The following is a 13236-nucleotide window of genomic DNA, read 5'->3' on the forward strand; positions in this document are numbered from 1 at the left end:
CCGGCCCAAACAAGTTTAAGCGCCCTCGCCGTCCCCGCCCTGGGCGAGATCGGTGAGCGCGCGATCCGCCGCGTCACGGGCCATAAGCAGTCTGTGCTGCTCGTCCAGTCCCGCCTCGTCGGTTGCCATACCCAATCTCTCGGTCGCCTCCCGCAGCGCCGCATCCAGCATGGGACGCGCCGCCAGGGCCTCGATTGCCGCCGAAAGATCGCGCACAGCACGGTCAGGATCGGCATTGCCGCGCAAGAAGGAAAAGGCAAGAGCGTTCGTTGCCTTGAGCTCCTCGATCACGACCCCAAACCCCGCCTCACGCAATATGGTTTCAAGACTGTCCTTTTCAAGCGCGGCTCCGGCGAGGCTGGCCTCGAAAGCGGCGGAACGGAGGCGCTCCAGCCGCTCATCGCCCAACTCGAGCCGGCCGATCGCCTCGATATCGGTGGCGAACAGCGCGGGATAGCGCAACAAGCCGGACAGGATCGCGCGGACGAGCATCCGGTCGATGCCCGACAGGTTGACGGCATGGGCGGCGCGCGACGGCGGCAGTGATTCGGGCTTCCAGGGCTTGCCGGGACGGCGGCCAGCGGCACCGCCACCCGCACCGCCACCGCGGGGCTGAAACTGACGCTCGAACGGACGACGCGGCGGGGCGGCGAACAGGTCGTCGAAGCGACGGCGGAACTCGCCCTGATATTGTTCGCGGACATCGCGGTCCTGGATCGTGCCGGCCAGTTCGCCCAGCCTTTTGCGCAGGCCCGCCCGCGCCTCGGGCGTGTCGAGCGGCTGCGCTTCATATTCGCTGCGCCACAGCAGCTCGTCGAGGCTGATCGCCTGGCCGAACACCGCCTCGACCGCGGAAGCGCCGCCGGTCTTGACCAGATCGTCGGGATCCTGTCCGCCCGGCAGCAATGCGAAGCGCAGCGTGCGGCCTGGCGCGATCATCGGCAGCGCGCGCTGGGCGGCGCGGATCGCCGCCTTCTGCCCGGCCTTGTCGCCGTYGAAGCACAGGATCGGCACCTCCGCCATCCGCCAGAGCCGTTCGAGCTGCATCTCGGTCAACGCGGTTCCGAGCGGGGCGACCGCTTCCTCGATGCCGGCCCTGGCGAGCGCGATCACGTCCATATAGCCCTCGACTGCGACGATCCGTCCCGCCTTGCGGGAGGCCGGGCCAGCGTGATCGATGTTGAACAGGGTACGGCCCTTATCGAACAGCGGTGTGTCGGGAGAGTTCAGATATTTCGGCTCGCCGCTGTCGAGGATGCGGCCGCCGAACGCGATCACCCGGCCGCGCTGATCGCGGATCGGGATCATCAACCGGCCGCGGAACCGGTCATAGGGCTCCTTCTCCTCGACCAGGATCAGCAGGCCGGTCTCGATCAGTTTGCTCTCGCCGAACGCTTTGAGAGCGCTCTTGAGCTTGCCGCGCGAATCGGGCGCAAAGCCGATATGGAAGGCCTTCGCCAGCCGATCATCGATGCCGCGCCGCTTCAGATAGGCACGCGCTTCCGCACCCTCCACGCCGGCAAGCTGTTCCTCGAACCACGTAGCGGCACCGGCCATCACTTCATGCAGCCCGGCATGATGGTCGTTGCGCTCGGCTGCGCGGGGATCGGGGGCAGGAACCTCCATTCCCGCTGCCTGGGCGAGCTCCTTGACTGCATCCATGAACGGCAGGCCCTTTGCCTCGGTCAGGAAGCGGATCGCGTCGCCATGCGCGCTGCAGCCGAAGCAGTGGTAGAAGCCCTTGTCGTCGTTGACGTAGAAGCTGGGCGACTTCTCGTTATGAAACGGGCAGCAGGCCTTGAACTCGCGACCGGCCTTCACGAGCTTCACCGACCGGCCAATCAGCGTCGAGAGCGTGGTGCGCTGGCGTAGTTCGTCAAGGAATTGCGGGGAGAGGCTCAACGCTCCTCCTTCCCGCCAACGGGGACATCCTGAAGCCCGTTCGTCCCGAGCGAAGTCGAGGGACGTTCGCGAGGGGGACGCGCGAAGTGGGAGACAGATGCCCAATCGCCCCGAATCAACGCGTCCTTTTTGGCTCGCGACCACGGCTTGATACGCCGCTCCGCCTCCAGCGCCTCTATCCGCGTCTGGAAATTCTCAAACCACATCAATCGAACCGGGCGCCGCCTGCTCGTAAACCCGCAGAATCCGCCTGCCTGATGCTCCGCCACTCGTCTATCCAGATCATCCGTATGGCCGGTATAAAAGCGGCCATCGTCACATTGCAGGATGTAGACCCAGAACGCCATCGGGTGAATCTGCTACAGCGCTACGGGCCTGTCGAGCCGACAACGTCCCTCGACTTCGCTCGGGACGAACGGATGGAGGCTGTCCTCCCTTGGCAGGGAGGGAGCTTTTAAGCCAGTCGCGCCTTCACCAGGCCGCTGGCCTTCGCCATGTCCATCTGGCCGGCGTGGCGTTCCTTCAGCGCCGCCATTACCCGGCCCATGTCCTTGACCGACGCCGCCCCCAGCTCGGTGGCGATCGCGTCGACGGCGGCCGTCGCTTCCGCTTCGCTCATCTGCTGCGGCAGGAAGCGTTCGATCACCGCGACCTCGGCGGCTTCGGCGGCGGCCAGTTCGGGGCGGTTGCCCTTCTCGTACATGTCGATCGATTCGCGGCGCTGCTTGATCATCTTCTGCAGCACTTCGGTGATCAGCAGATCGTCGTCGGGCTGGCTGGCGGCGGTGCGCAGCTCGATGTCGCGGTTCTTGATCGACGACTGGATCAGCCGGATCGCCGCGGTCGTCGAGGCGTCGCGCGCCTTCATTGCGACGACGAGCGCCGTCTTGATATCGTCTCGAATCATGGGGGGCCTGTCGCAGCTGGATCGGAAAGGCGGAGTGCTAGCACAGAGATTCTTATTTTAATAGAATTGACCCTGCCGGGACCGGTGCCTAGTTACGCCGCCGTTTGCCCCGCACCCTGTTGCCAAGAGGAGAGCCCGATCGTGGCCGAAACCGATCACGCGCGTCTGACACCCCCCGAGGGCGCAACGGGCGTTTTGGTGTTGGGAGACGGCACTTTAATCTGGGGCAGGGGATTCGGCGCAACCGGCGACGCGGTTGGCGAGGTCTGCTTCAATACCGCGATGACCGGATATCAGGAGGTGATGACCGATCCCTCCTATGCCGGGCAGATCATCACCTTCACCTTCCCGCATATCGGCAATGTCGGCACCAACGTCGAGGATATCGAGGCGATCAACCCGCATGCGCTGGGCATGGTGGTGCGTGAGGATGTCACCGACCCCGCCAATTTCCGCTCGACCCAGCATCTCGACGCATGGTTGAAAGCCAATGGCCGGATCGGCCTGTCGGGGGTCGACACCCGCGCATTGACCCGGGCGATCCGGATCGGCGGCGCGCCGAACGGCGTCATCGCGCACAGCCCGAGCGGCAGGTTCGACATCGCCGCCCTGCAGAAGAAGGCCCGCGATTGGCCGGGCCTCGAAGGCATGGATCTCGCGAAACAGGTCTCATCCACCCAGAGCTACAAATGGTCTGACGGATTGTGGGCGTTGGGCGAGGGCTATGACGTCGACGCCGCACAGCCCGATGCTCCCCATGTCGTCGCGATAGATTTCGGCCTGAAGCGCAACATCCTGCGCAATCTCGTCGCCGCCGGCGCCCGTGTCACCGTCGTGCCCGCCACCGCGACCTTCGAGGAGGTGATGGCGCACGAACCGGACGGCGTGTTCCTGTCCAACGGGCCGGGCGATCCGGCCGCCACCGGCGAATATGCGGTGCCGGTGATCCGCCAGCTGCTCGAGATCGGCAAGCCGATCTTCGGCATCTGCCTGGGCCACCAGATGCTGGGCCTGGCGGTGGGCGCGAAGACCTTCAAGATGCACCAGGGCCACCGCGGCGCGAACCATCCCGTCAAGCGCGCCCAGGACGGCAAGGTCGAGATCACATCGATGAACCACGGCTTCGCGGTCGACGCGGAGACGCTGCCGGCCAATGCCGAGGCGACCCATGTGTCGCTGTTCGACGGTTCGCTGGCGGGGCTTCGGCTCACCGACAAGCCGGCGTTCAGCGTGCAGTACCACCCCGAGGCCAGCCCTGGGCCCCAGGACAGCCACTATCTGTTCGAGCAGTTCGTGAGCCAGCTCAGGTGAAGGCGTGGCTTGCAGCAGTGGCGCTGGTCGGCATCGCCATGCCGGCGGGAGCGGTTGAGCGTAGCGCGAGCCGCATCACCCAGGGCGAGCTTGACACCATGGCCGATCTCTGCGCCGTGGATAGATTGTCCTACAAGTTATTGAAAACAGGTAATATAAAGTTCAAGTCGCGAAAGGTTGCTCGCCGCAAGACGACCGGCTGCCTGCTGACCAGGATCGTGCAGGACCATCCCGGTACGCGGATCATCTTCCCCGACAAAGCGCCTCGTTCGAAAGCCCGATAATGCCAAAACGCACCGACATATCCTCCATTCTGATCATCGGCGCGGGCCCCATCGTGATCGGGCAGGCGTGCGAGTTCGATTATTCGGGAACGCAGGCCTGCAAGGCGCTGCGCGAGGAGGGCTATCGCATCATCCTCGTCAATTCGAATCCTGCGACGATCATGACCGATCCGGACATGGCCGACGCCACTTATGTCGAGCCGATCACGCCGGAGATCGTCGCCAAGATCATCGAGAAGGAGCGGCCCGACGCGGTCCTGCCGACGATGGGCGGCCAGACCGCGCTCAACACCGCGCTCGCGCTGTTCAACGACGGCACGCTCGAGAAATATGGCTGCCAGATGATCGGCGCCGATGCCGAGGCGATCGACAAGGCCGAGGATCGGATGAAGTTCCGTCAGGCGATGGACAAGATCGGCCTCGAAAGCCCGCGCTCGGACGTCGCCCACACGCTCGACGAGGCGCTGCGCGCACTCGACAATGTCGGGTTGCCGGCGATCATCCGGCCCAGCTTCACCATGGGCGGCACCGGCGGCGGCATCGCCTATAACAAGGACGAATTCCTCAAGATCGTGACCGGCGGGCTCGATGCCTCGCCGACCACCGAAGTCCTGATCGAGGAATCGGTGCTCGGGTGGAAGGAATATGAGATGGAGGTCGTGCGGGATCGCAACGACAACTGCATCATCATCTGTTCGATCGAGAATATCGACCCGATGGGCGTTCATACCGGCGATTCCATCACCGTCGCCCCAGCGCTGACGCTGACCGACAAGGAATATCAGATCATGCGCAACGCGAGCATCGCGGTGCTGCGCGAGATCGGCGTCGAAACCGGCGGATCGAACGTCCAGTTCGCGGTGAACCCGGTGGACGGGCGGCTCGTCGTGATCGAGATGAACCCGCGCGTGTCGCGCTCCTCGGCGCTGGCCTCCAAGGCGACGGGCTTCCCGATCGCCAAGGTCGCCGCCAAGCTTGCCGTGGGCTATACGCTCGACGAGATCATGAACGACATCACCGGGGCGACCCCGGCCTCGTTCGAGCCGACGATCGATTATGTCGTCACCAAGATCCCGCGCTTCGCCTTCGAGAAGTTCAAGGGGGCCGAGCCGCTGCTGTCGACGGCGATGAAATCGGTCGGCGAGACGATGGCGATCGGCCGCAACATCCACGAATCGATGCAGAAGGCGCTGCGCGGCCTGGAAACGGGCCTTGCCGGCTTCAACATCGTCGAAAGCCTGTGCGGTGCGTCCAGGTCGGCGATCGAGGAGGAGCTCGCCCGGCCGACGCCCGATCGCTTCCTCGTCGCGGCCCAGGCCCTGCGCGAGGGGATGACCGTCGAGGAGATCCACCGCATCTCCAGGTTCGATCCCTGGTTTCTCGAACGGCTCGCCGAGATCGTCGCTGCCGAAGAGCGTGTCTGCCGCGATGGATTGCCGCGGGATGCCGCCGGGATGCGCCGTCTCAAGGCGATGGGCTTCTCGGACAAGCGGCTCGCCTGGCTGGCGCTGCAATCGGCCAATCTCGCGGGCATGGCGCGCGAGCAGGCGCGCGGATCGGGCATAGTCCACGATGCGGCGAAGGCGTTGACCGGCGGCATCACCGAAAAGGAGGTGCGCGCGCTGCGCCACCGGCTCGGCGTGCGCCCGGTGTTCAAGCGGATCGATACCTGCGCGGCCGAGTTCGAGGCGAAGACGCCCTATATGTACTCGACCTATGAGGCGCCGAGCTTCGGCACGCCCGAGTGCGAGAGCATGCCGACGAACCGTGAGAAGATCGTCATTCTCGGCGGCGGTCCCAACCGGATCGGGCAGGGCATCGAGTTCGATTATTGCTGCTGCCACGCCTGCTTCGCGCTGGCCGATGCAGGTTATGAGACGATCATGGTCAACTGCAATCCCGAGACCGTCTCGACCGATTACGACACGTCCGACCGGCTCTATTTCGAACCGTTGACCGCCGAGGACGTGCTGGAGATCCTGCATGTCGAGCAGTCGAACGGGACGCTGAAGGGCGTGATCGTCCAGTTCGGCGGCCAAACTCCGCTCAAGCTCGCACAGGAACTCGAGGATGCGGGCATCCCGATCCTCGGCACCTCGCCCGACGCGATCGACCTCGCCGAGGATCGCGAGCGCTTCGCTGATCTGGTTGGCAAGCTGGGGCTGAAGCAGCCGCGCAATGGTCTTGCCCGCAGCCGCGAGGAGGCGCTCGCCGTCGCCGAGCGGGTCGGCTATCCCGTGCTGATGCGCCCGTCCTATGTGCTGGGTGGCCGCGCCATGGAGATCGTCGAGGATCCGGTGCAGCTCGATCAATATATTAACACTGCGGTGCAAGTATCTGGTGATTCGCCAGTTTTGATCGATCAGTATCTGCGTGATGCGATCGAGGTGGACGTCGATGCGATCTGCGACGGTGACGATGTCGTGGTCGCCGGCGTTCTCCAGCATATCGAGGAAGCCGGCGTGCATTCGGGTGACAGCGCCTGCTCGCTGCCGCCCTACAGCCTGTCGCGCGACATCGTCGACGAGATCGAGAAGCAGACCGATGCACTGGCGCGGGCGCTGTCGGTGCGCGGGCTGATGAACGTGCAGTTCGCGGTGAAGGATGGTGCGGTCTACCTGATAGAGGTGAACCCGCGGGCGAGCCGCACCGTGCCCTTCGTCGCCAAGGCAATCGGCGAGCCGATCGCCAAGTTTGCGGCGCGGGTGATGGCCGGCGAGAAGCTGAAGGACCTGCCGAAGATCAGCCTCGACATCGCCCATATCGCGGTGAAGGAAGCGGTCTTTCCGTTCGCGCGCTTCCCCGGCGTCGATCCGGTGCTGAGCCCCGAGATGAAATCGACGGGCGAGGTGATGGGCATCGACAGCGATTTCGCCACCGCCTTCGCCAAGGCGCAGTTGGGAGCAGGCACCAAGCTTCCGCTCGGCGGCACGGCCTTCGTCTCGGTAAAGGAGAGTGACAAGGGCCCGATCTTGCCGGCGGTTCAGAAATTGATCGCGATGGACTTCACGATCCTCGCGACCAGCGGCACCGCCGCCTATCTGCGCGCGCAGGGGCTGGAGGTCGAAACGGTCCTGAAAAAGCGCGAGGGCAGACCCAACATCGTCGACCGGATCGTCGACGGCGATGTCGACCTGATCTTCAACACGACCGAAGGTTGGCAGTCGCTGCTCGATTCCAAGGCGATCCGCACGTCGGCACTCTATGGGCGGGTTCCCTATTTCACCACCGCGGCGGCCAGCGTCGCTGCGGCGCAGGCGATAGAGGCGCTCAGGGAGCGCAAGCTTGAAGTACGCGCGCTTCAATCCTATTATTCAGCATCGCACGCCTGATCCCCACATTGCAGGAGACGGTGCGGGCGGCCCGAATGGGGCCGGCCGGGGATTGCGGCTTTTGACGAAGGGGTTTGAGGACGATGGCGAGCGTTGAGAAGATGCCGATGCTGGCGGAGGGGCAGAAGATGCTCACCGAAGAGCTCGCGCGCCTCAAGGCCGAACGGCCGACGATCATCGATGCGATCGAGGAAGCTCGTGCGCACGGCGATCTGTCGGAAAATGCCGAATATCACGCGGCCAAGGAACGCCAGGGCCAGATCGAAGCGTCGATCGCGGACATCGAGGACCGGCTGAGCCGTGCCCAGGTGATCGATCCGCGCGATCTGTCGGGTGACAAGATCGTGTTCGGCGCGACCGTCACCCTGCTCGACGACGACGAGAAGCCGGTCCGCTACCAGATTGTCGGACAGACCGAGGCGGACGCCAAATCGGGCAAGATCTCCTATAATTCGCCGCTCGGCCGCGCCCTCATCGGTAAGCGCGTGGATGACGAGGTCGAGGTGACGGTGCCGTCGGGTGACCGTTTCTACGTCGTGTCGAAGATCGAGTTCATCTGAACCGAACGGCGGCAGCGATGCGATTGCCGCCGACACGCGCCACCGGCTTGATCGCTGCCGCGACGGTGGCGAGCTATGTGTTGCTGATGCTGTCCGGTTGGGCTGACAGCGCCGATTTGCTCGGCGGTTTCGTGCCCGCGCGGGTGAGCGGCTTCGAACTGCCCGGTGCGCTTCCAGTCTGGATCACCCCGCTGACCGCCACCTTGCTGCATGGCGGGCTGTTCCATATCGGCTTCAACCTGCTGATGTTCGTCTTCTGCGGGCGGATGGTGGAGGCGGTCATCGGGCCGCTCGGACTCGCCATCCTATATGTCGTGGGCGCTTATGCGGCGGCGGGCGCGCAATATCTCGTTGGCCCTTATGACATGGCACCGATGATCGGGGCGAGTGGCGCCGTTTCGGCGGTGTTCGGCGCCTATGCGCTGCTCTATGGCCGACCGCGCGGCTTTGCGGCCCATCCGCGGATCGGGCTTGCCGTCAACATCCTCTGGCTGGCGGTGGCCTGGGTCGGCGTGCAGTTCCTGATGGGGATGGCATTGGGGATCATGGGCATGGCGATCGCGACGGCCGCGCATGTCGGCGGATTTATCGCAGGCCTGGCGTTGATCCGGCCGCTGCTGGCAATGGAACGGCGCCCAGCCTGAAGTGAGAGCTACGCCAGGTCTGGCTCCAGCAGCTTGTGGAGGTGGACCACAACATATTTCATCTCGGCGTCATCCACCGTGCGCTGAGCGGCGCCGCGCCAGGCCTTCTCGGCGCTCTTATAGTCCTCGAAGAAGCCGACGACGTCGATCTTGGACAGGTCTTCGAAATCGAGGCCCCGCGGATCCTTGACGCGCCCGCCGAAAACCAGGTGGATCTTGCTCATGCCGATACTCCGTTGATCGCCACAGGGGCGAAGCCATCGCCACCTCCTGTCGAAAAACAGCCGCAATTGAAAGGTCGTTATGCAAGGTGACGGCGCGCCGCGAGCTTGCCGTCACCCAGCGGAGGTCAGCCGCGCGCCTTCATCATGGCGATCAGGCCATCGATGCCTTTGCGTTGGATGATCGCGTCGAAATCCTGCCCCTGGGTTACCGCCAGGTTGATATTGGCGACGGTCAGGTTGGTAACCTTGAACGCGCCGCCGACGTTGGCGACCGACCATACGGCAGTAATCGGCTGGGCACCGGGCTTCTGGACCTGCGTGGTGACGTTGAAGCCGCTTCCTGCCGGCGCCGTGCGGATCACCTTCATCGACGCATTGGCATAGTCGTACAGATTATCGGAATAAGTGCCGATGATGAAGGTCGGGATTGCCTGCTTATAGGATGCCTTCTGGGCCGGCGTGATCTGGCTGGACCAGCGACGGATGAGACGCTCACCAATCGCATCGATGGCGAAATGCTGTGACAGAAGATCGCGGAACTTGGCGCGCACGGCGGTCTTGTTCCCGGTCTTGAGCACTGCGAAAGCTTCGGTGCCGAGCGACGATATGAACGTGCCGGCGTCCTGGTTGGCGACCACGGCCGCCCGTGCGGGCGCGATCGGGGCCGTCATCATCGTGCCGGACATCAGCGCCGCGCCGGCAATATACCAAATGGTCTTCATTATGTGCCTTCTTCTGCATGGGCTCGCCATAGGCGCGCCGTTGGGGACCGCCCTAGAAGCGGCGCCATGAACCCTGATTGAACCGTGGCCGTTCCGAAGCGATCAGCGGCGAACGGCGTCGACGGCCGCGCTGCCGGCGGTTTCCGCGACCTGAGCGATCGAGTCGATCAGCTTGCCGACGGTCTTGCCGGCCGAATTGCTGCTGATGCCGAGCTCGTCCAGCTTCGCCTGTCCGGCCTCCCGAGCCGCGGTGACCGCGCCCTTGGCCTTGTCGTTGATCGAGCCACCGATTGATCCGAGCAACTGCTCTTCCTGGCGCGTGCGCGGCAGCAGCGCTCCGATCACCGCGCCTAGCGCCACGCCTCCCACCAGCGCTGCCACCGGAAAGGCGTCGACGCCCTCGACGGCCTTCCGGCTCGCCGCGCGTGCGGCGGCGCTGCTGCCTTTGAGCTTCTCGCCCGCAACCGCCGTAACGCGGGTGGCGCGCGCCTTGATGCCGGCTGCGCCTTTCGCTGCCGGCCTGGCCCGATTATTCCGGCTTTCCGTGCCGGAGGCAGCCTTGCCCCGGCCGGTCTTGCCCTGCTCACCCTTGCCTGGCGTCTTCATGAGCCTGTCTCCTCGTCTTGCGATCGGGACGATCGCGCAGCTTGTTGGCGTTTCAAACTCGCCGCGCTTCGCCGGGTTGCACGGCCAAGCCCGGTCACGAACCGATAGATGGGCGGGCGCACCACCAGCAGCAAGATGGTGACGGCCACAGCGGTTGCCCTTGCGGGCCGACGGCGGACGGCGGCGAGCGCAGCGTGAGTCAAAGCCTGCGCCCGATCCACCACCTCGTCGGCGAGATCGGCGAGCAGAGCCTGCGGATGCAGTCGCGCCTGGGCTGCTCCCACGGTTTCCGCCAGTTCGGCGCGCGCCAGGTGCGAGCGTTCCCGCATGCTGGCGAAGAGCTCTTCGAGCCGGCTTACCCCCTTGCCGTCGTCATTCTGCTCGTCGTCGATATCCTCGACGACGAGCATCAACTTCTTCACGCCGGCACGGACCAGGAAGACGGCGAGGCCGACACCCAGCGCCACCGACACCGCTGCCCCCCCGAGGCGCCCGATCCAGGGCGTCAGCACGAAGGACAGGGTGACAAGGAAGGTCACGGCCGCCGCCTGGCCCATGATCGCGCCGATCAGGCACAGCAGCGCGCCAGTGCGCGCGCGGCCGATGCGCCTATAGAAATCGGTCCGGAACAAGGTGAGCTCGGCCTTGGCAACCGTGCGCGCGTCGTCGAACAGCCGCGCGAGCAGCGCGCCGATCGTTTCCTGTTCCTGCTCTGGCCCCGGCAACAAAGGATCAGCTGATCGGCGGTATGAAGTCCGGCGCGCCCGGCGTTGACACGGGATCACCCGTGTGGACCGTCTCCGGCGCGTTCTTGCGCGGCGCGACAGCAGCATCTTCGGGCGCTGCCTTCGCGGCCTTGGGCGTAAAGCCCGACTTCACCACCCTGGCCGCCAGGAAACCGACCGCCGCCGCCGCGGCGATCGCGATGGCAGGCGAGCTGCGGACAGCGTTGCGGGCATCGTCGATCAGTTCGTCGGCATCCTTGTCGCGCAGCGTGTTGGCGAGGCCACTGACCGCATCGGCAGCCTGCTGGACATATCCGCCATATTGATCGCCGAGCTTGCCGCTGACCTGGTTCGCCGCGTCGCCGACGAGGCTCGCTACATTGTCGAGCGCCTCGACTGCACGGTCCTTGCCTTGGCCGGCATAGTCCCGCGCCCGGGAAGCGGCCTGCTCGGTGAAGCTCGATGCGGTGTCGCCGAACGCCTTGCGGGCGCTTTCGAACGGGCTTTCGGCAGCGCTGCCGCTGCCCTCGTTCAGATTGTCGGTCGCCATGTCGATCGTCTCCATTTGGGAAGTCAGTCCATCAACCACGTGGGGAGAATAGCGTTCCTTTTCCAGATCCGAAACGACTTCATATTTGCCTATCTCAAGCCGCGCGGATAGAGCGCGCGCAACCTACCGTCCACCAGCAAAGGTATTCGCGCACATGACCGCCATCGTCGACGTCCATGCCCGCCAGATCATCGATAGCCGGGGTAATCCCACCGTCGAAGTCGACGTGACCCTGGAGGATGGCAGTTTCGGCCGTGCAGCGGTACCATCCGGCGCTTCGACCGGCGCCTATGAGGCGGTGGAGAAGCGCGATGGCGACAAGAAGAAGTGGCTCGGCAAGGGCGTCGAAACTGCGGTCGATGCCGTCAACGACGATATCGCCGACGCCATCATCGGCATGGAAGCCGAGGACCAGGGCGAAATCGATGCCCGGATGATCGAACTCGACGGCACTCCCAACAAGAGCCGACTCGGCGCCAATGCCATCCTGGGCGCGAGCCTCGCGGTGGCCCGTGCGGCTGCCGAAGCACGCGCGCTACCGCTCTACCGCTATGTCGGCGGGGTTTCGGCGTCGGTGCTGCCGGTACCGATGATGAACATCATCAACGGTGGCGCGCATGCCGACAATCCGATCGATTTCCAGGAATTCATGATCATGCCGGTCGGTGCGCCGACGCTGTTCGATGCGGTTCGCTGCGGTTCGGAAATCTTCCACACCCTGAAGAAGGCGCTGCACGACAAGGGCCTGGCGACCGCGGTCGGAGACGAGGGCGGCTTCGCGCCCAATCTCGCCTCGGCACCCGATGCGCTCGACTTCATCATGCAGTCGATCGAGAAGGCGGGCTATCGGCCCGGGGACGATGTCGTGCTGGCGCTCGATTGCGCAGCAACCGAGTTCTTCAAGAACGGCGTCTACGATTTCCACGGCGAGGGCGTGAAGCGCTCCCCGGCCGAAATGGCCGACTATCTCGCCGATCTCGCCGCGCGTTATCCGATCGTGTCGATCGAGGATGGCATGGGCGAAGATGATTTCGAAGGCTGGAAGATCCTGACCGACAAGATCGGCCACAAATGCCAGCTGGTCGGCGACGACCTGTTCGTCACAAACCCCAAACGGCTCGCGCAGGGGATCAAGGATGGCCTGGCCAACTCGCTGCTCGTCAAGGTCAACCAGATCGGCACGCTGACCGAGACGCTCGAGGCGGTCAACATGGCGCAGCGCGCGGGCTATACCGCAGTGATGTCGCACCGCTCCGGCGAGACCGAGGATTCGACGATCGCCGACCTCGCCGTGGCCACCAACTGCGGACAGATCAAGACCGGCAGCCTGGCGCGCTCCGATCGGCTTGCCAAGTACAACCAGCTCATCCGCATCGAGGAAGAACTCGGCACCATCGCGACCTATGCCGGCCGCGGGGCGATCAAGGCGCTGCGCTGATTTCGACGTCATTCCAGCGAAAGCTGAAATC

Annotated in this window: 14 protein-coding genes; 6 read left to right on the plus strand and 8 right to left on the minus strand. The window is 64.7% G+C overall.

Annotated features, from left to right (window positions below; all coding sequences use genetic code 11):
* Positions 1-15 precede the first annotated feature (15 nt).
* The 3 genes from dnaG to AC1DQK_RS00875 form a co-directional block, all read right to left on the minus strand.
* Positions 16-1902, minus strand: a complete 1887-nt coding sequence (gene dnaG, locus AC1DQK_RS00865; RefSeq protein WP_477866404.1) for a DNA primase — start codon at positions 1900-1902, stop codon at positions 16-18.
* Positions 1899-2249 (minus strand): GIY-YIG nuclease family protein, encoded by a 351-nt coding sequence (locus tag AC1DQK_RS00870; RefSeq protein WP_477866406.1) that lies wholly within the window; start codon positions 2247-2249, stop codon positions 1899-1901. Before AC1DQK_RS00870 ends, dnaG begins: the two co-directional genes overlap by 4 nt.
* A 107-nt stretch (positions 2250-2356) precedes the next feature.
* Positions 2357-2809 (minus strand): GatB/YqeY domain-containing protein, encoded by a 453-nt coding sequence (locus AC1DQK_RS00875; protein WP_477866408.1) that lies wholly within the window; start codon positions 2807-2809, stop codon positions 2357-2359.
* A 141-nt stretch (positions 2810-2950) separates the two neighbouring features.
* Here AC1DQK_RS00875 and carA point away from each other — a divergent pair, with 141 nt between their 5' ends.
* The 5 genes from carA (at position 2951) to AC1DQK_RS00900 (ending at position 8940) form a co-directional block, all read left to right on the plus strand.
* On the plus strand, positions 2951-4120 hold the full coding sequence (gene carA, locus AC1DQK_RS00880; protein ID WP_477866410.1) for a glutamine-hydrolyzing carbamoyl-phosphate synthase small subunit: 1170 nt from the start codon (positions 2951-2953) through the stop codon (positions 4118-4120).
* Between the two features lie 17 nt (positions 4121-4137).
* Positions 4138-4404 (plus strand): hypothetical protein, encoded by a 267-nt coding sequence (locus AC1DQK_RS00885; protein WP_477866412.1) that lies wholly within the window; start codon positions 4138-4140, stop codon positions 4402-4404.
* On the plus strand, positions 4404-7736 hold the full coding sequence (gene carB / locus AC1DQK_RS00890) for a carbamoyl-phosphate synthase large subunit (protein WP_477866414.1): 3333 nt from the start codon (positions 4404-4406) through the stop codon (positions 7734-7736). Before AC1DQK_RS00885 ends, carB begins: the two co-directional genes overlap by 1 nt.
* A gap of 83 nt (positions 7737-7819) precedes the next feature.
* Positions 7820-8296 carry a transcription elongation factor GreA gene (greA, locus tag AC1DQK_RS00895; RefSeq protein ID WP_477866416.1) on the plus strand — a complete coding sequence of 159 codons (477 nt, stop codon included), beginning with the start codon at positions 7820-7822 and terminating at the stop codon, positions 8294-8296.
* 17 nt (positions 8297-8313) lie between these two features.
* Positions 8314-8940 carry a rhomboid family intramembrane serine protease gene (locus AC1DQK_RS00900; RefSeq protein ID WP_477866418.1) on the plus strand — a complete coding sequence of 209 codons (627 nt, stop codon included), beginning with the start codon at positions 8314-8316 and terminating at the stop codon, positions 8938-8940.
* Between the two features lie 8 nt (positions 8941-8948).
* Here AC1DQK_RS00900 and AC1DQK_RS00905 read toward each other — a convergent pair whose 3' ends face one another.
* From AC1DQK_RS00905 to AC1DQK_RS00925, 5 genes are all read right to left on the minus strand, one after another.
* Positions 8949-9164, minus strand: coding sequence for a DUF4170 domain-containing protein (locus AC1DQK_RS00905; RefSeq protein ID WP_477866420.1), 216 nt, complete (start codon positions 9162-9164; stop codon positions 8949-8951).
* Between the two features lie 125 nt (positions 9165-9289).
* Positions 9290-9886 carry an MlaC/ttg2D family ABC transporter substrate-binding protein gene (locus AC1DQK_RS00910; protein WP_477866422.1) on the minus strand — a complete coding sequence of 199 codons (597 nt, stop codon included), beginning with the start codon at positions 9884-9886 and terminating at the stop codon, positions 9290-9292.
* 102 nt (positions 9887-9988) lie between these two features.
* Positions 9989-10492, minus strand: a complete 504-nt coding sequence (locus AC1DQK_RS00915) for a hypothetical protein (RefSeq protein ID WP_477866424.1) — start codon at positions 10490-10492, stop codon at positions 9989-9991.
* Positions 10489-11217, minus strand: coding sequence for a DUF3618 domain-containing protein (locus AC1DQK_RS00920; RefSeq protein WP_477866426.1), 729 nt, complete (start codon positions 11215-11217; stop codon positions 10489-10491). The genes AC1DQK_RS00915 and AC1DQK_RS00920 overlap by 4 nt, the downstream gene beginning before the upstream one ends.
* A 7-nt stretch (positions 11218-11224) precedes the next feature.
* Positions 11225-11782, minus strand: coding sequence for a hypothetical protein (locus AC1DQK_RS00925; RefSeq protein ID WP_477866428.1), 558 nt, complete (start codon positions 11780-11782; stop codon positions 11225-11227).
* Between the two features lie 139 nt (positions 11783-11921).
* Between AC1DQK_RS00925 and eno the strand changes: the two genes are divergently transcribed.
* Complete coding sequence (gene eno, locus AC1DQK_RS00930; RefSeq protein ID WP_477866430.1) at positions 11922-13205, plus strand: phosphopyruvate hydratase; 1284 nt, start codon at positions 11922-11924, stop codon at positions 13203-13205.
* Positions 13206-13236: the final 31 nt, after the last annotated feature.

This window comes from Rhizorhabdus sp. P4_G5 (genome assembly GCF_056401065.1).

Excerpts from the sequence above, each read along its gene's own strand:
- AC1DQK_RS00870 (WP_477866406.1), bottom strand. The coding sequence starts at position 2,249 with ATGGCGTTCTGGGTCTACATCCTGCAATGTGACGATGGCCGCTTTTAT.
- AC1DQK_RS00875 (WP_477866408.1), bottom strand. The coding sequence starts at position 2,809 with ATGATTCGAGACGATATCAAGACGGCGCTCGTCGTCGCAATGAAGGCG.
- carB (WP_477866414.1), top strand. The coding sequence starts at position 4,404 with ATGCCAAAACGCACCGACATATCCTCCATTCTGATCATCGGCGCGGGC.
- greA (WP_477866416.1), top strand. The coding sequence starts at position 7,820 with ATGGCGAGCGTTGAGAAGATGCCGATGCTGGCGGAGGGGCAGAAGATG.
- AC1DQK_RS00900 (WP_477866418.1), top strand. The coding sequence starts at position 8,314 with ATGCGATTGCCGCCGACACGCGCCACCGGCTTGATCGCTGCCGCGACG.
- AC1DQK_RS00905 (WP_477866420.1), bottom strand. The coding sequence starts at position 9,164 with ATGAGCAAGATCCACCTGGTTTTCGGCGGGCGCGTCAAGGATCCGCGG.
- AC1DQK_RS00910 (WP_477866422.1), bottom strand. The coding sequence starts at position 9,886 with ATGAAGACCATTTGGTATATTGCCGGCGCGGCGCTGATGTCCGGCACG.
- AC1DQK_RS00915 (WP_477866424.1), bottom strand. The coding sequence starts at position 10,492 with ATGAAGACGCCAGGCAAGGGTGAGCAGGGCAAGACCGGCCGGGGCAAG.
- AC1DQK_RS00925 (WP_477866428.1), bottom strand. The coding sequence starts at position 11,782 with ATGGAGACGATCGACATGGCGACCGACAATCTGAACGAGGGCAGCGGC.
- eno (WP_477866430.1), top strand. The coding sequence starts at position 11,922 with ATGACCGCCATCGTCGACGTCCATGCCCGCCAGATCATCGATAGCCGG.